This window comes from Nocardioides pakistanensis, assembly GCF_054781215.1.
This window is the reverse complement of sequence record NZ_BAAGUV010000023.1, coordinates 39,276-57,722: the sequence shown is the minus strand read 5'-3', so window position 1 is coordinate 57,722 and position 18,447 is coordinate 39,276. Positions and strand designations below refer to the sequence as shown.

The following is an 18,447-nucleotide window of genomic DNA, read 5'->3' as shown; positions in this document are numbered from 1 at the left end:
TATCCACGCCGCGCGCCACGGGGCCCGACATTTCCCGCGGATGGGAGTGATCGCGTGGCCGGGGGAGTACGGTCGAGTCGTGGACGAGATGACCTGCCCCAAGTGTGGATCGAGCATGGAGCCGCGGGCCCTCGGCAACGCCCGGGTGGCCCGGTGCACGTCGTGCAGCGGCGTGTTCCTCGACCGCGCCGACCTGGGCGAGCTGACCGAGGCGGAGAACGACTGGCACGCCGGTGTCGGCGGCTACCACACCGAGCCGCTGCCGCGGATCACCGCCGACATGACTGCGCCGCCGCCGAGCAAGCCGAGGGCGCGGTCGTTCATCGAGACGTTGTTCGGCTGACCCTGTCGCTCAGATGTCGCGGAAGGTCTCGATGCGCGCGCCGAGCTGGTTCAGCCGCGTGGCGAGGTCCTCGTAGCCGCGGTTGATGACGTAGACCGAGCGCAGCACCGACGTACCCTTCGAGGCCAGCATCGCGAGCAGGATCACGACCGCCGGGCGCAGGGCGGGCGGGCAGACGATCTCCGCGCCGCGCCACCGGGTGGGGCCCTCGATCATCACTCTGTGGGGGTCGAGCAGCTTGACCTGGGCACCGAGCTTGGTGAGCTCGGTCAGGTAGATCGCGCGGTTCTCGTAGACCCAGTCGTGCAGCAGGGTCTGCCCCTCTGCCACCGCGGCGATGACCGCGAAGAACGGCAGGTTGTCGATGTTGAGGCCGGGGAACGGCATCGGGTGGATCTTGTCGAGGGGGGAGTGGAGCTGGGAGACCTTGGTGGTGATGTCGACCAGCCGGGTCTGCCCGTTGGCGGCGACGTACTCGTCGCTGCGGTGGTAGGTGAAGCCCATCTCCTCGAGCAGCGCCAGCTCGATCTCGAGGAACTCGATCGGCACCCGCTCGATGGTGATCTCGGACTCGGTGACGATCGCCGCCGCGAGCAGCGACATCGCCTCGATCGGGTCCTCCGACGGCGCGTAGTCGACGTCCACGTCGATCTCGGGGACGCCGTGCACCGTCAGGGTGGTCGTGCCGATCCCGTCGATCTGCACGCCGAGCTTGACCAGGTAGAAGCACAGGTCCTGGACCATGTAGTTCGGGCTTGCGTTGCGGATCACCGTGACGCCGTCATGGCGCGCGGCCGCGAGCAGGGCGTTCTCGGTGACGGTGTCGCCGCGCTCGGTGAGCACGATCGGGCGCAGCGGGGTGATCGCGCGGTTCACCGTGGCGTGGTAGCTGCCCTCGGTGGCCTTGACTTCGAGGCCGAACGGTCGCAGCGCCGACATGTGCGGCTCGACCGTGCGCTTGCCGAGGTCGCAGCCGCCGGCGTACGGCAGCTCGAAGGTGTCCTCGCGGTGCATGAGCGGGCCGAGGAACATGATGATGGAGCGGGTACGACGGGCGGCCTCGGCGTCGATCCGGGACAGGTCGAGCTCGGCCGGGGGGATGATCTCGAGGTCGTTGTCGTCATTGAGCCAGCGGGTCTGCACGCCGATGCTGTTGAGCACCTCGAGCAGCCGGTTGACCTCCTCGATGCGAGCCACCTTGCGGAGCGTCGTCCGGCCGCGGTTGAGGAGTGAGGCGGCGAGCAGGGCGACGCCGGCGTTCTTCGAGGACTTGACCTCGATGCTGCCCGAGAGCGTGGTCGGGCCGGCCACCCGCAGGTGGGTGGGCCCGGCACCGACGGCGACGATCTCGGAGTCGAGGGCCTCGCCGATCCGGGCGAGCATCTCCAGGGAGAGGTTCTGGTGACCCCGCTCGATGCGGTTCACCGCGCTCTGGCTGGTGCCCAGCTCCTCGGCCAGCTGGGCCTGTGTCCAGCCGCGGTGCTTGCGGGCGTCACGGATCAGGTTGCCGATCCGGCTCAGGTAGTCCTCGGTCATGCTCGCACTGTATCTCAGATATGAGATAGGTCCGCGCAGGGCGGGCGCGGTGTGACCGAGGAGACTCAGGGTGCCCGTGGCAGGATGCCTGGCATGCGAGTGACGACGATCCACGCCCCCAGGGACATCCGGCTCGAGGAGCGCCCGGTTCCCACCGTAGACGCACCCACCGAGGCGGTGGTCCGGGTCGTCGCGGCCTGCATCTGCGGCTCGGACCTGTGGCCCTACCGCGGCGAGAACGACATCACGCCCGGCGACCCGATCGGCCACGAGATGGTCGGCGTGGTCGAGGAGGTGGGCAGCGCCGTACGGTCCTTCAAGCCGGGCGACTTCGTGATCGTGCCGTTCTGCCACAGCGACAACACCTGCCCGCACTGCCGCGCCGGCGTGACCTCGGCGTGCCAGAACCTCGGGATGACCCAGGGCGGACAGGCGGAGTACGCGAAGGTCCACCAGGCCGAGGGCACGCTGGTCAAGACCAACGGGATGCCCGACGAGTCGATGATCCCGTCCCTGCTCGCGCTCACCGACGTGATGGCCACCGGCTGGCACGCGGCGGTCGCGTCCGGCGTTCGTCCCGGTTCCACGGCGGTCGTGGTGGGCGACGGGGCGGTCGGGCTGTGCGGCGTGATCGCGGCCGCCCAGCTCGGCGCCGCGCGCGTGATCGCGATGTCGCGGCACGAGTCGCGGCAGAAGCTCGCCACCGAGTTCGGCGCCACCGACATCGTCGCCGAACGAGGGGAGGAGGGGGAGGAGCAGATCCTCGAGCTGACCGACGGCGTGGGCGCCGACTCCGTGCTCGAGTGCGTCGGCACCGACGCCGCGATGCGCACCGCGTTCCGGATCGCCCGGCCCGGCTCGACCGTCGGGTTCGTGGGCGTGCCGCACGGGGTGAAGCTGCCGGTTCGCCGGATGTTCGCCCACAACGTCGGCCTCGCCGGCGGGATGGCGCCGGTCCGGGCCTACCTTCCCGACCTGCTCGAGCGCACGCTCTCCGGCGCCATCGACCCCGGCAAGGTGTTCGACCTGACCCTGACGCTCGACGAGGTCGCCGAGGGCTACCGCGCGATGGACGAGCGCCGTGCGATCAAGGTGCTGCTCACCCCCTGACGCGGCCGAAGGACTGGGCAGGTCCGGCTCCGCGTGGCACGATCACGACGTGACCAGCAGATCGTCTGCCGAGCAGCGCCTGGAGGACCTCGCGCGGCTACGCCGGGTCCGAGACCGGATCGACCGGGAGTACGCCCGACCGCTCGACGTCGAGGCACTGGCCCGCGGAGCGCACATGTCCGCGGGGCACCTGAGCCGCGAGTTCCGTCGCGCGTACGGCGAGTCACCGTACGGCTACCTGATGACCCGCCGCATCGAACGCGCGATGGCGCTGCTCCGCCGCGGAGACCTCAGCGTCACCGAGGTGTGCTTCGCGGTCGGCTGCTCCTCGCTGGGCACCTTCAGCACCCGCTTCACCGAGCTGGTCGGCGTGCCGCCGAGCGTGTACCGGCGCGATGCCGCCGGCGCGGTCGCCGGCATCCCGTCGTGCGTGGCCAAGAAGGTCACCCGACCGGTCAGGAATCGAGAAGCGAGGACCACTGAGCCGTCCCTAGCCTGAGGGTCATGGACATCAGGATTCACCACACCTTCCTTCCGCAGGACGACCCGGACGCGGCCCTGGCCTTCTATCGCGACACCCTCGGCTTCGAGGTGCTGAACGACGTCGGCTACAGCGGGATGCGCTGGATCACCGTCCGCCCGCCCGGGCAGCCGGACACCTCCGTCGTGCTCCACCCTCCGGCGGCTGATCCGGGCATCACCGAGGACGAACGGCGCGTCATCGCCGAGATGATGGCCAAGGGCACCTACGCCAGCATCGTCCTGGCCACCAAGGATCTCGACACCACCTTCGACACGCTCCAGGCCACCGGCGCCGAGGTCGTCCAGGAGCCGATGGACCAGCCGTACGGCGTCCGCGACTGCGCGTTCCGTGACCCCGCCGGCAACATGGTCCGGATCCAGCAGGCCGGGTGAAGTTCGACGCCGGACCCCAGTGGGCGGTCGACGTACCCGATGACAATGCGCTGGCCGCGGCGTCCGCCACGCGGGCAGACTGGCCTGACGGAGGAGACGAAGATGACTAAGAACACCAGCGACAACTCAACGGTGCATGTCGCCGACACCCACGACCTGATCCGCGTCCAGGGCGCACGCGAGAACAACCTCAAGGACGTCAGCGTCGAGATCCCCAAACGGCGACTCACGGTGTTCACCGGCGTCTCCGGCTCGGGCAAGAGCTCGCTGGTCTTCGACACGATCGCCGCGGAGTCGCAGCGGATGATCAACGAGACCTACAGCGCGTTCCTGCAGGGCTTCATGCCGACGCTGGCGCGACCCGAGGTCGACTACCTGGACGGCCTGACCACCGCGATCATCGTCGACCAGGAGCGGATGGGCGCCAACCCCCGCTCAACGGTCGGCACGGCCACCGACGCCAACGCGATGCTGCGGATCCTCTTCAGCCGGCTCGGGAAGCCGCACGTCGGGCCGCCGACCGCCTTCTCGTTCAACGTGCCGACCCGCAAGGCGGGTGGTGTGATGAGCACCGAGAAGGGCGGCCGGGTGGAGAAGAAGGTCGTGCACGAGGCGGTCTACCTCGGCGGTATGTGTCCGCGCTGCGAGGGCATGGGCACCGTGAACGACATCGACCGGACCGCGTTGTACGACGAGTCGAGGTCCCTCAACGACGGCGCCCTGACCGTGCCCGGCTACTCGATGGACGGCTGGTACGGCCGGTTGTTCGAGGGCGTCGGGCTGCCGATGGACAAGCCGATCGCCAAGTTCACCAAGAAGCAACTCGACACGATGCTGTTCGCCGAGCCGACCAAGATCAAGGTCGAGGGCGTGAACCTCACCTTCGAGGGGATCATCCCGAAGATCCAGAAGTCGATGCTGTCGAAGGACCCCGAGGCGATGCAGCCGCACGTGCGGCGCTTCGTCGAGCGGGCCGTGACCTTCCAGACCTGCCCGGACTGCGAGGGCACGCGGCTCACCGCGGAGGTGCGCGCCTCGAAGATCGCCGGCAAGAACATCGCGGACCTGTGCGCCATGCAGATCAACGACCTGGCCGGGTGGGTGCGCGAGCTGGACGAGCCGTCGGTGGGCCCGCTGCTCGCCGGGCTCCAGCACCTGCTCGACTCCTTCGTCGAGATCGGCCTCGGCTACCTCTCGCTCGACCGGCCGGCGGGCACGCTGTCCGGGGGAGAGGCCCAACGCACCAAGATGATCCGGCACCTGGGCTCCTCGCTCACCGACGTGACCTACGTCTTCGACGAGCCCACCATCGGCATGCACCCCCACGACATCGTGCGGATGAACCGGCTGCTGCTCCAGCTGCGGGACAAGGGCAACACGGTGCTGGTCGTCGAGCACAAGCCCGAGACGATCGCGATCGCCGACCACGTCGTCGACCTCGGTCCCGGCGCCGGTGGCGCGGGCGGCACGGTGTGCTTCGAAGGGTCGGTCGAGGGCCTCCGGAAGAGCGACACGGTCACCGGTCACCACCTCGACGACCGAGCCGGTCTCAAGGAGAAGGTGCGGACGCCGAGCGGGGCGATGGAGATCCGGGGCGCGTCGGCGAACAACCTGCACGACGTCGACGTCGACATCCCGCTCGGGGTGCTGTGCGTGCTCACCGGCGTCGCCGGGTCAGGCAAGAGCTCGCTGGTCGACGGCTCGGTGGCCGGCCGGGATGGCGTCGTACTCATCGACCAGAGCGCGATCCGCGGCTCCCGGCGCAGCAACCCGGCGACGTACACGGGACTGCTCGAGCCGATCCGCAAGTCGTTCGCCAAGGCCAACGGCGTGAAGCCCGCTCTGTTCAGCTCCAACTCCGAGGGCGCCTGCTCCACGTGCAACGGCGCCGGTGTGATCTACACCGAGCTCGGCGTGATGGCCACCGTCGAGACGACGTGCGAGGAGTGCGAGGGCCGCCGGTTCCAGCCGGCGGTGCTCGAGTACACACTCGGCGGCAAGGACATCAGCGAGGTCCTCACAATGTCCGTCACCGAGGCCGAGGAGTTCTTCCGCCACGGCGACGCACGCACCCCGGCGGCGCACGCGATCCTGGACCGCCTCGCCGACGTCGGGCTCGGCTACCTGACCCTGGGCCAGCCGCTCACCACGCTCTCGGGCGGTGAGCGGCAACGGCTCAAGCTGGCCGCGCAGATGGGGGAGAAGGGTGATGTCTACGTGCTCGACGAGCCGACCACGGGCCTGCACCTCGCCGACGTCGAGCAGCTTCTCGGCCTGCTGGACCGGCTGGTGGACTCGGGCAAGTCGGTGATCGTCATCGAGCACCACCAGGCGGTGATGGCGCATGCGGACTGGATCATCGATCTCGGTCCGGGCGCCGGTCACGACGGTGGGCGGGTCGTGTTCGAGGGCACGCCCGCGGATCTGGTCGCCGACGGCTCCACGCTGACCGGTGAGCACCTCGCCGCCTACGTCGGCGCCTGACCGGACTCTGCATCAATGGCAGACTCGCCGCATGCCCGGTGATCGGACGCCGCGACCGGCGCCGAGTCGCGGCCTCGTGTTCGTCGATGACTTCTGCCGACACACAGGACTCGATCGGGCCGCGGTGGAGCAGCTGCTGCGCGACGGCAAGGTCGAGGGCGGATACGGCGAGGACGGGCGACCGATCGGGTTGTTCGACGACGCTCTTCCGAGCCGTGAGCAGCTGCTCGCGTGGGGGCTGGGCCCGCGCCACGAGTACTCGCCGGACGAACTTCGGGCCGACGGACCTTCCGCTGAGGGCGCCACGGCTGTGCGGCAGCGGGATGCGCGACCGAGCTGGACCATGCAGTTCGGTCGGGCGACCCCGGTGGTCACGGTGCTGTCGGGAGTCGAGGCGGTGCCGTGGGCGGCGAAGGTCTGGCCCAGTTACGACACCGCGTTCGGGGACTTCGCCGACTACGAGACCTGGCGTTCGGACCTCTTCGAACGTCACGCCGCCCGCGACGGTTACCGCCTGGCTCTCGGGTGCGAGAACGACAGTGTCGTCGGGTTCGCCTGGGGCTATGTCGGTCAGCGCGGCCAGTACTGGTCGGATCTCGCGTGGGACGCCCTGCCCGGCGACGTCGCGTCGCAGTGGATAGGCGGTCACTTCGAGTTCGTGGAGCTGGCCGTCCTTCCGACGCATCGTGGACGCGGTCTTGGCCAGGAGCTGCACGATCGACTGCTGGACGACGTGCGTCGACGCTGTCTGCTGAGCACCAGCGACGACCAGGACGACCCTGCCGTGCGGCTGTACCTGCGATCGGGCTGGCAGAGAGTCGGCACGCTGCGGCCGGGCGTACAGGTCATGGGCCTGGACCGACGGACCCCACCACAGGCCGACGACGCTGACCCGCCTGTCAGATGAACAGGCAGGTTCAGGCTTTTCGCACCCGGCTCAGCCTGAACGGGCGGTCGGCCAAGAGGACCTGCCTGTCGAGATGACCGCCCGGGCGCAGCAGCTTCGAATGATCCGATAAGCGACATTATGTCAACTACTGAGGAAAAGATCTCGGCCAGGCGGACGCCCCGGCCATTCGCCTCTCCCCGCGCCCACCCCGCCGGCCGCCACTATCGACGTTGTGCACCACTCTGCGGGGAGATTTGGTGCAGAACGTTGCAGGTGCGCGACGTCCGGCCAGGTGCGCGGACGGCCGGCCAGGTGCGCGACGTGCGGCGGGCAGTCGGGCCGTCAGTCGCCTCGTAGCAGATGTCGCCGGCACGCGCCGGCGTCCGGCTCGCGCCCGTCCGCGACCTGCCGGCGGCGCGTGAGGCAGCACTTGCTGTCGGCGTTCCTTGGCGGCGACCAGGCGCCCAGCTATCGGCGGCGCTGGACTCGAGGACTGCCCTGGTCGCAGCGCCACCGAAACCGTGGCGCCTCACGTTGCCCGCCCAGCCAGCTGCCGCGCTCTCCCCCGATTCCTATTATTGTCGGAGTGACTAGTCCCGGGAGCGGCGCTTGAAGGCCGCGAGTGCCAGCGGGGCGAAGATGGCCGCCATCACCAGAGGCCAGACCAGCGACATCAGCACCGGGTGCTGCAGCGGCCACGCGGCGTCGACACCCACCGCGGGAGCGTTGCCCCACAGCTCCCGGCACGCCTGGGCCAGCGAGGAGACCGGGTTCCACTCGGCGATGAGGCGCAGCCAGCTCGGCATGTTCTCCGGCGGCGCGAAGGTGTTGGCCACGAAGGTGAGCGGGAACATGACCGTGAACATCAGGCCTTGGACAGCCTCGATGGTGCGCATCATCGAGCCCACCCAGATGCCCAACCACACCATCGCGAAACCGAACCACAGCAGCAGGAGGAACCCGAGCGCGGCGTCGACCGCGTTGGTGTGGATCCGCCAGCCGACCAGCAAACCGGTCAGGCCCATGACGGCGATGCCGATGCTGGAGTGGATCAGGCTGGAGATGCTGCGACCGACCAGCACAGACGCCCGCGAGATCGGCAGTGACTTGAGCCGGTCGACGATCCCCTTCTGCAGGTCGTTGGTGAGCCCCATCGCGACCACGGCCGAGGAGAACACCATCGTCTGCACCATGATCCCGGGCAGCAGGAACTCGCGATAGCTCGAGCCAGGCACCCCGATCGAGCCGCCGAAGACGTAGGCGAAGAGCAGCACGAACATCACCGACTGGACGGTGACGTCGAGCAGCATCTCCGGCATCCGCTTGATGTGGATCAGGTTGCGCCACACGATCGTGGTCGAGGCCTGGAGCAGCGAGGGCGGCGTAATCACCGGTCGCTCCTGCGGCAGCATGGTCGCGGTCATCGGGCCACCTCCACCTGCTGGTCGTCGCGGGGGACGTCGGCTTCTTCGGCCGACTCACCGTCCTCGGCACGGTGACCGGTCAGGTGCAGGAACACGTCGTCGAGGCTCGGTCGCTTGAGGCCGAGGTCGTCGACCTGCAGGCCGCTGGCCGCGATCACCTCTCCGATCCGGGTCATGTCGGCCAGTCCCTGTGCCTGGGCGGTGATCCGCCGGGCCGCCGGCTCCACGTGGATCTCCGGGGAGCAGGACCGGACCAGCTCTGCGGCCCGGGTCAGGTCGCTGGCGTGGGTCAGGGTGACCACCACGCTCGCGCGACCTGCCTGGTCCTTCAGCTGCGTCGGGGTGCCCGCGGCGATCACCCGACCCTTGTCAATCACCACGATGTCGTCGGCCAGGTGGTCGGCCTCCTCGAGGTACTGCGTGGTGAGCACGAGCGTGGTGCCCTCGCGAACCAGGCCGCGGAGCACCTCCCACAGCTCGGTGCGGCTGCGCGGGTCGAGACCCGTGGTCGGCTCGTCGAGGAACAGCACCGGCGGGGCCGCGATCAGGCTGACGGCCAGGTCGAGCCGCCGTCGCATGCCGCCGGAGTAGGTCTTCACCGTCCGGTTCGCGGCGTCGGAGAGCGAGAACCGCTCGAGCAGGCTGTCGGTCACCTCAGCGACGTAGCGCCGGGGCAACCCGGCGAGCCGGCCGATCAGCCGGAGGTTCTCCCGCGCGGTGAGCAGCTCGTCGACGGTGGCCGCCTGACCGGTGAGCCCCATGCTGCGCCGGACCGCGTCCGGCTCCTTGACGACGTCGTGCCCGGCCACCCGGCCGGTGCCGCTCGTGGGCACCGAGAGGGTGGTCAGCATCCGGACGGTCGTCGTCTTCCCGGCGCCGTTGGGCCCGAGCAGACCCAGCACCGTGCCTTGCGGGACAACGAAGCTCACATGGTCGACAGCGGTGTTGTCCCCGAACCGCTTGACGAGATCGATGGCCTCCACGGCCGGTTGAGACGACATGCGCACCACCCTAGGCATCAGGACCGACAGTTTCGTAAGGGTTTATCCGCCCCGCCGCCTACTGACCTGATCCATGCCCCGAACTCATCGGTGAGCCGGGTGTCCGTCGTACGTCGACCGTGCGGTCTACTCCCCCAGACCCTCGATGTGTACGGCGATCGGGGTGCCGCGCTCGACGGTCTGGCCCACGCTGCACAGCCGGTCGTGCGACTGGTGCACGGCGCGCTCGAGGACCTCCCGAGCAGCGTCGCCCTCCTCGCCGTCGGGGAAGGTGATGTCGAAGGTCAACCGGAGGTTGGTGACGTGGTTCTTGCCTGCCTCGTCGCGGACCTTGTCGCCGGACATCCGCACGTGGAAGTCGGCCGGCTCGGAGCGCTTGCTCGTGATGAAGTCGACATCGGTGGCACTGCACCCGGCGATCGCCGCGAGGAGCAGCTCGACCGCGGACAGGCTCCGCGTGTTGTCGTTGCCGAACACGATCTTCTGGCCGTGGGCGTTGGTCGCCTCGTAGAGGCCCTTCTCGATGCGGGTGATCTCCACGGTGCGCACGTTGTCATCGCTCATGCTCAGACTCTCGCACATCGGTCACCCACCTACGATCGGGATCATGCGCATCGACTTCGCCGTGACCTCGCCGGACGTGAACCCCTACCGGCTACTCACCGCGGTGGTCGTACCGCGCCCGATCGCCTGGGTGTCCACGGTGTCGTCCGAGGGCGTGGTCAACCTCGCCCCGCACTCGTTCTACACGGTCGCGTGCGCCCGGCCGCCGATCGTGCAGTTCTCCTCCGTCGGCAAGAAGGACACCCTGCGCAACGTGCTCGCCACCGGCGAGTTCGTGGTCAACCTCTCCCCCGCTCCCCTGCTGGACCAGGTCAACAACACCGCCGCCCGGTTCGGCCCCGACACCAGCGAGGTCGAGGCGCTCAACATCGAGATGGAGCCGAGCACGGCGGTCACCCCTCCCCGTGTGGCCGCCTCACCGGTGTCGATCGAGTGCACCCTCCACAGCACCAACGAGCTCGGCGACTCCACCGTCATCCTCGGGGACGTCCGGCTGATCTCCGTCGCCGAGGAGGTGCTCGTCGACGGCCATCCCGACTACAGCCTGCTCGACCCGCTGGCGCGCCTGGGCAAGGACGAGTGGGCACTGCACGCCGAGGTGATCTCGGTACGTCGGCCGCAGCGCCCCGAGGACATCACGCAGCCACCGGCCTGACAGGATCGGACCATGGCTCGCACCCGACAGATCCGACTCGTCTCCCGACCCACCGGCTGGCCCACCCACGAGAACTTCGAGCTCGTCGAGGTCGACGTCCCGGCCCTGAAACCGGGGCAGGTCCTGGTCCGCAACACGGTGATGTCGGTGGATCCCTACATGCGTGGGCGGATGAACGACACCAGGTCCTACGTTCCGCCGTTCGCACTCGGTGAGCCGCTCGACGGCGGCGCAGTGGGCGAGGTCGTGGCGTCCGAGGCGCCGGGACTGGCGGTCGGCGACCACGTAGCGCACCAGCTGGGATGGCGCGAGCATGCCGTCCTCGACGCCACGCAGGTAAGGCGGATCGACACCACTCACGTGCCCGCGTCGGCCTACCTCGGCGTGCTCGGCATGCCCGGGCTCACGGCGTACGTCGGCCTGACTCGGATCGCCGGGCTGAAGGAGGGCGACACGGTCTTCGTCTCCGGCGCTGCCGGCGCCGTGGGCGGTGTGGCCGGACAGGTCGCCCGCAACCTCGGCGCCGGACGCGTCATCGGTTCGGCCGGTTCGGCGGAGAAGGTCGCCTACCTCACGGACGAGCTCGGCTACGACGCGGCGTTCGACTACCACGACGGGCCGGTGGTCAAGCAGCTGGCGGAGCACGCCCCGGACGGCATCGACGTGTACTTCGACAACGTCGGCGGCGAGCACCTGGAGGCCGCGATCGCCCACATGAACGACTTCGGCCGGCTGGCGCTGTGCGGCGCGATCGCCGGATACAACGCCACCGCGCCGGAGCCCGGGCCGCGCAACATGTGGGCGGTGATCACGCGACGGCTGCGACTGCAGGGGTTCATCGTCACCGACCACAACGACCTCGCCAAGGAGTACCTCGGGCTGGCAGCCGGCTGGCTGAGCGAGGGCCGGCTGACCTACCGGGAGACCTTCGTGGACGGCCTCGACCATGCGGTGGACGCGTTCTTGGACCTGCACCGCGGCGCCAACATCGGCAAGATGCTCGTCCGTCTGGGCTGACTCGGCTCAGCCTTCGGTGAAGCGCTCGCGCTGGTTCGGCGGGTGCATGCCCGACCCGCCGTGCCACGTCCGACCGGTGACGATCATCTCGGTGACCTCTCGAGCGGTCGCCGACCGCAGGAACAGTGGCCCCTGCGCCACGTGACAGCCCAGCGAGCTGAGCATCTCCAGCTGGACCATCCGGCTGACGCCGTCGGCGCCGACCGGCAGGCCCAGCGCCAGGGCCATCGCGACGAGCGCGCGGACGACGTCCTCGGTGCCGTCGGGATGCGCGAGCTGGGTCACGAAGCTCCGGTCGAGCTTGACCATGGCCCACGGGATCCGGGCCAGGTGCAGCATCGAGGACCAGCCGGCCCCGAAGCCGTCGAGCACGATCCGGACACCCAGGTCGTGCAGCTGCTCCAGCGAGTCCAGTCCGGCGGCGTCGAGCGGGACCTGCTTGTGCACCTCGAGGCAGAGCACGTCCGCCGGCGCCCCCCGCACTGCGAGCGCGTTGCTGACCCGGTCGGGAAGGTCCGACGAGGACAGCTGCAGGGAGGAGATGTTCACCGACACGGGGACGTCCCGGCCGGAGGCGGCGGCCCAGCGGGCCTGGTCGGTCAAGGCCTCGCCGAGCACGGTCTCGAACAGCCGGTCGCCGAGCCCCATCCGCTCGACGGCGGGGAGGAAGCGTTCGGCGTCGAGGAGGCCCAGCTCGGGGTGGCGCCAACGCACCATCGCCTCCAGGGACACCAGCCGTCCCGAGGTGAGATCCACGACCGGCTGGTAGTGACACACCAGGTGTCCCTGCTCGAAGGCCGCGAGGAGCTCCTGCTCGGTGCGCGCCTGGGCGCGCGCGTCGATGCGCAGCTGGGCGTCGGCGAACACCGCACGGCCCTTGCCAGAGCGCTTGGCCTCGTAGAGCGCGGAGTCGGCGAGCCGGAACAGCGTCTCGGCACTGTCGCCACACTGGGCCACCGCGGCCCCGATGGAGACCGAGGGCTGCACCGGGCGGCGTCCATCGACCATCATCGGCCGTTCCATGGTCTCCAGGATCCGGTCGGTCACCCGGCGCACGTCCTCCTCGTCCACGTCGCGGAGGAGGACCACGAACTCGTCGCCGCTGATCCGGGCCACGAGGTCGTCGGGGCGCGCACCGGCGCCGAGCCGGGCCGCGACCTCGACCAGGAGCTGGTCCCCTCCCCCGTGTCCGAACCGGTCGTTGACCGCCTTGAGCCCGTCGAGGTCACAGACCAGCAGGCCGGTGCGGGGCGCCGCCCCGTCGAGGCCGCCACAGGCGAGCTCGAGCGCCTCGGCGAACCTCGCGCGGTTCGGTAGCCCGGTCAACGGGTCGTGGGTCGCCTGCTGACGCAGGGTGCCCTGGAGCTGGGACAGCTCGCGCAGGTCCCCGGAGACCGCGGCGAGGACCAGCGAGAAGGAGACCGTGATGGCCAGGAAGATCTGGAGCAGCGTCACCGGCTCGAGCGGTCCGCCGGCGAGCACGAACGGACCCGAGCCATGGCTGGTGAAGTAGTGGGCCATCGCGGTCACGCCCAGCGACATCCACGCGGTCTCGCGGGTGCCGAACCGGAGCGCCGCCCAGGCGAACAACGGGAGCACCAGGTAGGGCATGGTCACGATCCACGTCCCCGACCAGCCCGAGAACACGGCGACCGTGGTGACCGCGCTGAGTCCGACAAGGAGGACCGGCTCGTACCAGGGTCGATGTGTCTGCGGCCGCCGGGTGCCCAGCAGCAGTGGGGCCACGACGAGCACGCCGAGCGCGTCGCCGATGAAGAAGTCCGCCCAGACCTCGGTGAAGGCGTGCGTCCCCGCCAGCAGCGAGGCCAGCGCACCCGCGGTGCCCCCGACCAGCGGGCCCGCCACGACGGCGAACCCGAGGAACAGCAGAAGCGGTCGGACCGGCGTGAGCTCACCGCGCGGGTTGCCGAACCGGCGCAGCAGGGCCGCTCCGAGCAGCGGCTCCGCCGTGTTGCTGAGCGCCCACCCGAGGGCCGCCATCAACGGGTAGCCCCAGGCGAGGTCCCCGACCAGCTCGGCGAGCGCGACCCCGGCGAGGACCCAGCCCCACCGGCGTGTGGGCACGAGCATCAACGCGCCCAGCGTCACGCCGGCCGCGGGCCAGAGGCCGGCTCCGTTGCTGATCGGGTCGGACAGCCAGATCACGAGCTGTGACAGTGTGAAGTAGCCGAGTCCGACGATTGCGAGGAGAGCCTGGCCGGACGCGTCGCGCAGTCGCCCCGCGACCCAGGAACGCGTGGCACGGCGCTCGTGCAGCGCAGTCCGCTCGGGGGCGGCGGCGTCCCACAGCAGACCCGACATACCTGGTTATCGGCAGGATCCCGGCCACCCTTGAGCGACAGCGCCGCTTCGGACAGCTGGTCTGGAGTCCGCCGGGCTGCGCGGGTCGTGCGCGCTCGCCGACTACACGGACGCGCTGAGGGTCGCGGCTAGTCTGAGCGCCATGCCGAGCCTCTCCCTGGACGAGTCCGTCCGCCGTGCCCAGCTGGTCTCCGTGACGTCGTACGACGTGTCGCTGGACCTGGACTCGGGCGACTCGACGTTCACCTCCACCACGCGGATCCGCTTCCACGTCGACGGCCCGGCGGACACGTTCGTCGACGTCAAGCCGACGCAGCTGCTCGGCGTACACCTCAACGGCTCCCCGCTGGACACCGCGACCCTGGCCGACGGCCGGCTGCCGCTGCGCGGGCTCAGCGGGGACAACGAGCTCGTCGTCGAGGCGGTGATGCCCTACCGCAACGACGGCGAGGGCCTGCACCGGGCGGTCGACCCGGCAGACGGCCGGCACTACGCCTACGCGATGTCGTTCCTGGACGCGGCACCGAGCATCTTCGCCTGCTTCGACCAGCCCGACCTGAAGGCGCCCTACACCTTCCACGTACGCGCGCCGCGGGACTGGGTGGTGATCGGCAACGGCCGCGCCGAGCAGGTCGAACCCGGGAGCTGGGAGCTGGCCACCACCGAGCCGCTGTCCACCTACTTCGTCACCCTGGTCGCCGGTCCGTACCACGTGATCCGCAGCGAGCACGACGGGATCGCGCTCGGGCTCTCCTGCCGCGCCTCGCTGGCGCCGCACCTGGATGCGGACGCCGAGGAGATCCTGACGGTCACCGGCCAGTGCTTCGACGAGTTCCACCGGCTGTTCGGGGTCCGGTACGCCTTCGGCGACTACCACCAGGCCTTCGTCCCGGAGTTCAACGCCGGTGCCATGGAGAACCCCGGCTGCGTCACGTTCCGCGACCCGCTGGTGTTCACCTCCAAGGTGACCCGCGCCGAGCGCACCAACCGCGCGACCACGATCGCCCACGAGATGGCGCACCAGTGGTTCGGTGACCTGGTCACCCCGCGGTGGTGGGACGACCTGTGGCTCAACGAGTCGTTCGCCGAGTACATGGGCAACCGGGTCACCCACGACGCCACGGAGTTCACCGACGCCCACGTCGACACCGCGTTCGGTCGCAAGCGTTGGGGCCTGGAGGCAGACCAGCGGCCGAGCACGCATCCGGTCGCCGGCAACGGCGCGACCGATGCCGTCGCCGCGTTGCAGGACTTCGACGGGATCAGCTACGCCAAGGGGTCCGCTGTGCTCAAGCAGCTCAACAGCAACCTCGGCGACGACGTCTTCTTCGCCGGCGTCAAGGAACACTTCGCCCGGCACCGGTTCGGCAACGCCACGATGCACGACCTGTTCACCTCCTGGGAGAAGGCCGGGGCCGGCGACCTGTCGAGCTGGACACAGGGCTGGCTGCGCACCGCGGGCGTCGACCTGCTCGCCGTGGACCGTGCGTCGAACCCCCCGGCGGTCCGACGCACCGCTCCGGAGGCACACCCCGCCGACCGTTCCCACGCCCTCGCCGTCGCGGTGTACGACGGGCAGGGCGGTTGGACCACCCACCCGATCACCGTGTCCTCCGAGCCGGCTTCGTTCTCCCCCACGACGGCCACCGCGCCCGTCGTACTCGACCCGCGGGACCAGACCTGGGCCAGGCTCGGGCTGGACGACCTGACCCTGGCGGCACTGCCGGGGCTGCTGCCGGAGATGACCGACCCGCTGCTGCGCGCCTCGGTGTGGAGCGCGGTGCGTGACGGGGTCTCCAACGCGCTGGTCGATCCCGAGGTGGCACTGCGGCTGACCGAGGCCGGGCTTCCGCACGAGGACCGCGACATCGCGGTCGGTGCGCTCACCACCTTCGGGCTGGGCACGCTCGTTGACCGGGTGCACCCCGACCCGGCCGCGGCGCTGGCCCGGTTCCACGACGCGGCCGTGAGCCGCCTGACGACGGCGGAGCCGGGGTCGGGTGTCCAGCTGGCAGCGTTCCGAGCCGTCATCGCCTCGGAGGATGCTCGCGACCAGCTCCGGACCTGGCTGGAGGGTGCCGGCCTGGCCGGCATCACGGTCGACCTGGACCTGCGCTGGCGGATCCTGGTCCGACTGGCCTCGCTGGGTGCCGTCGACCGCGCCGAGCTCGCCGACTGGCTGGACCGTGAGCGGACCACGCAGGCGGCGGTCGACCATGTCCGGGCGCTGTGCTCGCTCCCGGACGCCGAGGCGAAGCGGTTCGCCTGGTCGCACTTCACCGGCGAGCACCAGGCGTCGAACTACGAGATCGAGGCCGCCGGTCGCGGCATGTGGCAGCTGGGTCAGGAGTCGCTGACCGACGGCTACGTCGAGCGCTACTTCCAGGAGCTCCCCGGGACCGCCGGGGTGCGGTCGGGATGGGTGCTCGCGGACGCGGCACGGGACTTCTTCCCGCGGCTGGCGGTACACCGGGCGACGCTGGACCGGGCGCGGATGCTGCTTGCAGACGAGGGGCTGGACCTCAGCCTGCGCCGTGCCGTGGCCGACTCCACGGACGAGCTCGAGCGATGCGTCCACGCGCGCGAGCGGTTCTGGACCTGAGCCACTGAGGCACGGTCGCGTCGTCGGGGACCATCCGGTCCACGGTCGCGGTGAGCTCCAGGACGATCCCGCCGACCAGGAGCCCCGCGACCAGGTCGGCGAACCAGTGCCAGTTCAGGGTCAGCGAGGTCACCACCATGGTGACCGAGAGCGCTGCGACGAGGCTCCACAGGAAGATCAGGACCCGCCTGGCGGGCCGGGTGTAGTGGCTGATCAGGTAGACCGCGAGACCGTAGACGAGCACCACGTTGGCCGCGTGACCCGACGGGTAGGCCATCCCGCCGGCGAAGAACGACGGGTCCGCGGTGTAGGGCTGGGCGCGGCCGAGGCCGAGCTTGAGCACCCCGACGACGAGGTTGAGCAGCAGCACCGACGCCAACGCCGTTGCCGCCGGGCGCAGGGAGCGGGTGCGCCGGTAGACCCAGTACACCGCCCCCGCCAGCACCGGGAGCGCGACCGCGCGCTGCCCGACGCGGTCGAGCACGTGGAGGACCGGGACCCAGCCCTTCGGCGGCGGCTCGAGGTTGAAGTAGGCGTCGTAGGCGATGAGAGGACCCATCGCGAGCAGCGTGAAGGCGATGAAGACGAGGGTCAGGAAACCGGCGAGTGCGAAGCCCGACGACACCGTCGACGTCCACCCGTCATCGTCGTTCCTGCGTGCGAACACCGTGTCCTCTCGTCGTTCTGGTCACTCAAATATAGGCTGGTGGGCGTGCCCCTCCCCCGCCGTCCAGGACCGTCCAGGCGGGTACGTGTGCGTGAGGTCACAGCAGGTGCGTCCCGCGACCGGGAGGACCGCCTCTCCACCGAGGAGCCGCTGGAGATCCGGCTGGCGTGGCCGGGCCGTCCACCCGAGCGGCTCACGGTCACGATGCGCACGCCCGGGCACGACTTCGAGCTCGCCGCGGGGTTCCTGTATGGCGAGGGGCTGATCGCGGCGAATGGCCATCTGCATACGGTGGCGTATTGCACCGACCATACGCTCACCCGCGAGCAGGAGTTCAACGTCGTCACCGTCGAGCTCACCGCTCCCCCGCTGCGCGACCCCGGCGGCCGCTACGACGGACCGACCGCCGGATCCTCCGCGTGCGGCGTGTGTGGCAAGCAGAGCGTCGAGGACGTCCTGTCGGCCGCGTCCACGGACCGGCGGACCGAAGCCGGCGGCCCGACGGTCGCCGCGGACGTGATCGGGATCCTCCCGGACCGGCTGCGCGAGGCCCAGAAGGTCTTCTCGACCACGGGCGGGCTGCATGCGGCTGCGCTCTTCGACGCCGACGGGACGCCGGTCGTGGTGCGCGAGGACATCGGCCGCCACAACGCCGTGGACAAGGTCGTGGGCAGCCGGATCCTGGCCGGCGCACCGACCGACCTGCCCGTCCTCTGCGTCAGCGGACGGATCGGCTTCGAGCTGGCGCAGAAGGCGGTGGCGGCGGGTGTGGGCGTGATCGCCGCGGTGGGAGCTCCGTCGAGCCTCGCCGTGGACCTGGCCCAACGCTCCGGGCTGTGCACTGTCGGTTTCATCCGCGACGACCGCTTCGTCGTCTACTCCGAGCCTGATCGGATCGGCGTGTGATCACCCGGATTG

General features: G+C 70.1%; 16 protein-coding genes. 10 read left to right on the top strand and 6 right to left on the bottom strand.

Annotated features, from left to right (window positions below; genetic code table 11):
• Positions 1-88 precede the first annotated feature (88 nt).
• Positions 89-343, top strand: coding sequence for a TFIIB-type zinc ribbon-containing protein (locus ACYVIH_RS09860; protein ID WP_460869155.1), 255 nt, complete (start codon positions 89-91; stop codon positions 341-343).
• Between the two features lie 9 nt (positions 344-352).
• Here the strand turns inward: ACYVIH_RS09860 and ACYVIH_RS09855 are convergent, their stop codons facing one another.
• Positions 353-1,879 carry a helix-turn-helix domain-containing protein gene (locus ACYVIH_RS09855; protein WP_460868735.1) on the bottom strand — a complete coding sequence of 509 codons (1,527 nt, stop codon included), beginning with the start codon at positions 1,877-1,879 and terminating at the stop codon, positions 353-355.
• Positions 1,880-1,972: 93 nt separating this feature from the next.
• On the opposite strand from ACYVIH_RS09855, the gene ACYVIH_RS09850 reads away from it, so the two are divergent.
• The 5 genes from ACYVIH_RS09850 to ACYVIH_RS09830 all read left to right on the top strand — a co-directional run bounded on the left by ACYVIH_RS09850 (position 1,973) and on the right by ACYVIH_RS09830 (position 7,295).
• A complete protein-coding gene (locus ACYVIH_RS09850; protein ID WP_460868733.1) occupies positions 1,973-2,989 on the top strand; it encodes a zinc-dependent alcohol dehydrogenase family protein in 1,017 nt (338 codons plus the stop codon).
• 49 nt (positions 2,990-3,038) lie between these two features.
• Positions 3,039-3,488: a helix-turn-helix transcriptional regulator gene (locus ACYVIH_RS09845; RefSeq protein ID WP_460868731.1), complete on the top strand. Its 450-nt coding sequence runs from the start codon at positions 3,039-3,041 to the stop codon at positions 3,486-3,488.
• A 5-nt stretch (positions 3,489-3,493) separates the two neighbouring features.
• Positions 3,494-3,904 carry a VOC family protein gene (locus ACYVIH_RS09840; RefSeq protein WP_460868729.1) on the top strand — a complete coding sequence of 137 codons (411 nt, stop codon included), beginning with the start codon at positions 3,494-3,496 and terminating at the stop codon, positions 3,902-3,904.
• A gap of 102 nt (positions 3,905-4,006) precedes the next feature.
• Complete coding sequence (locus tag ACYVIH_RS09835; RefSeq protein ID WP_460868727.1) at positions 4,007-6,388, top strand: ATP-binding cassette domain-containing protein; 2,382 nt, start codon at positions 4,007-4,009, stop codon at positions 6,386-6,388.
• 31 nt (positions 6,389-6,419) lie between these two features.
• Complete coding sequence (locus ACYVIH_RS09830) at positions 6,420-7,295, top strand: GNAT family N-acetyltransferase (protein WP_460868725.1); 876 nt, start codon at positions 6,420-6,422, stop codon at positions 7,293-7,295.
• A 572-nt stretch (positions 7,296-7,867) separates the two neighbouring features.
• Here the strand turns inward: ACYVIH_RS09830 and ACYVIH_RS09825 are convergent.
• The 3 genes from ACYVIH_RS09825 to ACYVIH_RS09815 all read right to left on the bottom strand — a co-directional run bounded on the left by ACYVIH_RS09825 (position 7,868) and on the right by ACYVIH_RS09815 (position 10,266).
• Positions 7,868-8,701, bottom strand: a complete 834-nt coding sequence (locus ACYVIH_RS09825) for an ABC transporter permease (RefSeq protein ID WP_460868723.1) — start codon at positions 8,699-8,701, stop codon at positions 7,868-7,870.
• A complete protein-coding gene (locus ACYVIH_RS09820) occupies positions 8,698-9,702 on the bottom strand; it encodes an ATP-binding cassette domain-containing protein (RefSeq protein ID WP_460868721.1) in 1,005 nt (334 codons plus the stop codon). The genes ACYVIH_RS09825 and ACYVIH_RS09820 overlap by 4 nt, the downstream gene beginning before the upstream one ends.
• Positions 9,703-9,828: 126 nt before the next feature.
• A complete protein-coding gene (locus tag ACYVIH_RS09815) occupies positions 9,829-10,266 on the bottom strand; it encodes an OsmC family protein (RefSeq protein WP_460868719.1) in 438 nt (145 codons plus the stop codon).
• 43 nt (positions 10,267-10,309) lie between these two features.
• Here ACYVIH_RS09815 and ACYVIH_RS09810 point away from each other — a divergent pair, with 43 nt between their 5' ends.
• Together ACYVIH_RS09810 and ACYVIH_RS09805 are read left to right on the top strand one after the other, a co-directional pair.
• Entirely contained in the window at positions 10,310-10,921 is a 612-nt protein-coding gene (locus ACYVIH_RS09810) for a flavin reductase family protein (RefSeq protein WP_460868717.1), read from the top strand.
• A gap of 12 nt (positions 10,922-10,933) precedes the next feature.
• Positions 10,934-11,938: an NADP-dependent oxidoreductase gene (locus ACYVIH_RS09805; RefSeq protein WP_460868715.1), complete on the top strand. Its 1,005-nt coding sequence runs from the start codon at positions 10,934-10,936 to the stop codon at positions 11,936-11,938.
• 6 nt (positions 11,939-11,944) lie between these two features.
• On the opposite strand, the gene ACYVIH_RS09800 is transcribed toward ACYVIH_RS09805, so the two are convergent.
• On the bottom strand, positions 11,945-14,260 hold the full coding sequence (locus ACYVIH_RS09800; protein ID WP_460868713.1) for a putative bifunctional diguanylate cyclase/phosphodiesterase: 2,316 nt from the start codon (positions 14,258-14,260) through the stop codon (positions 11,945-11,947).
• A gap of 142 nt (positions 14,261-14,402) precedes the next feature.
• Between ACYVIH_RS09800 and pepN the strand changes: the two genes are divergently transcribed.
• On the top strand, positions 14,403-16,862 hold the full coding sequence (pepN, locus tag ACYVIH_RS09795) for an aminopeptidase N (RefSeq protein ID WP_460868711.1): 2,460 nt from the start codon (positions 14,403-14,405) through the stop codon (positions 16,860-16,862).
• Here the strand turns inward: pepN and ACYVIH_RS09790 are convergent.
• Positions 16,783-17,529 (bottom strand): phosphatase PAP2 family protein, encoded by a 747-nt coding sequence (locus ACYVIH_RS09790; RefSeq protein WP_460868709.1) that lies wholly within the window; start codon positions 17,527-17,529, stop codon positions 16,783-16,785. The genes pepN and ACYVIH_RS09790 overlap by 80 nt on opposite strands.
• Positions 17,530-17,616: 87 nt before the next feature.
• Here ACYVIH_RS09790 and fdhD point away from each other — a divergent pair, with 87 nt between their 5' ends.
• Positions 17,617-18,435 (top strand): formate dehydrogenase accessory sulfurtransferase FdhD, encoded by an 819-nt coding sequence (gene fdhD / locus ACYVIH_RS09785; RefSeq protein WP_460868708.1) that lies wholly within the window; start codon positions 17,617-17,619, stop codon positions 18,433-18,435.
• Positions 18,436-18,447 lie beyond the last annotated feature (12 nt).

What these genes read in the sequence shown, in the direction of transcription:
- ACYVIH_RS09860 (WP_460869155.1), top strand. Translation starts at nt 89, where the DNA reads ATGACCTGCCCCAAGTGTGGATCGAGCATGGAGCCGCGGGCCCTCGGC.
- ACYVIH_RS09855 (WP_460868735.1), bottom strand. Translation starts at nt 1,879, where the DNA reads ATGACCGAGGACTACCTGAGCCGGATCGGCAACCTGATCCGTGACGCC.
- ACYVIH_RS09850 (WP_460868733.1), top strand. Translation starts at nt 1,973, where the DNA reads ATGCGAGTGACGACGATCCACGCCCCCAGGGACATCCGGCTCGAGGAG.
- ACYVIH_RS09840 (WP_460868729.1), top strand. Translation starts at nt 3,494, where the DNA reads ATGGACATCAGGATTCACCACACCTTCCTTCCGCAGGACGACCCGGAC.
- ACYVIH_RS09835 (WP_460868727.1), top strand. Translation starts at nt 4,007, where the DNA reads ATGACTAAGAACACCAGCGACAACTCAACGGTGCATGTCGCCGACACC.
- ACYVIH_RS09830 (WP_460868725.1), top strand. Translation starts at nt 6,420, where the DNA reads ATGCCCGGTGATCGGACGCCGCGACCGGCGCCGAGTCGCGGCCTCGTG.
- ACYVIH_RS09825 (WP_460868723.1), bottom strand. Translation starts at nt 8,701, where the DNA reads ATGACCGCGACCATGCTGCCGCAGGAGCGACCGGTGATTACGCCGCCC.
- ACYVIH_RS09820 (WP_460868721.1), bottom strand. Translation starts at nt 9,702, where the DNA reads ATGTCGTCTCAACCGGCCGTGGAGGCCATCGATCTCGTCAAGCGGTTC.
- ACYVIH_RS09815 (WP_460868719.1), bottom strand. Translation starts at nt 10,266, where the DNA reads ATGAGCGATGACAACGTGCGCACCGTGGAGATCACCCGCATCGAGAAG.
- ACYVIH_RS09810 (WP_460868717.1), top strand. Translation starts at nt 10,310, where the DNA reads ATGCGCATCGACTTCGCCGTGACCTCGCCGGACGTGAACCCCTACCGG.
- ACYVIH_RS09805 (WP_460868715.1), top strand. Translation starts at nt 10,934, where the DNA reads ATGGCTCGCACCCGACAGATCCGACTCGTCTCCCGACCCACCGGCTGG.
- ACYVIH_RS09800 (WP_460868713.1), bottom strand. Translation starts at nt 14,260, where the DNA reads ATGTCGGGTCTGCTGTGGGACGCCGCCGCCCCCGAGCGGACTGCGCTG.
- pepN (WP_460868711.1), top strand. Translation starts at nt 14,403, where the DNA reads ATGCCGAGCCTCTCCCTGGACGAGTCCGTCCGCCGTGCCCAGCTGGTC.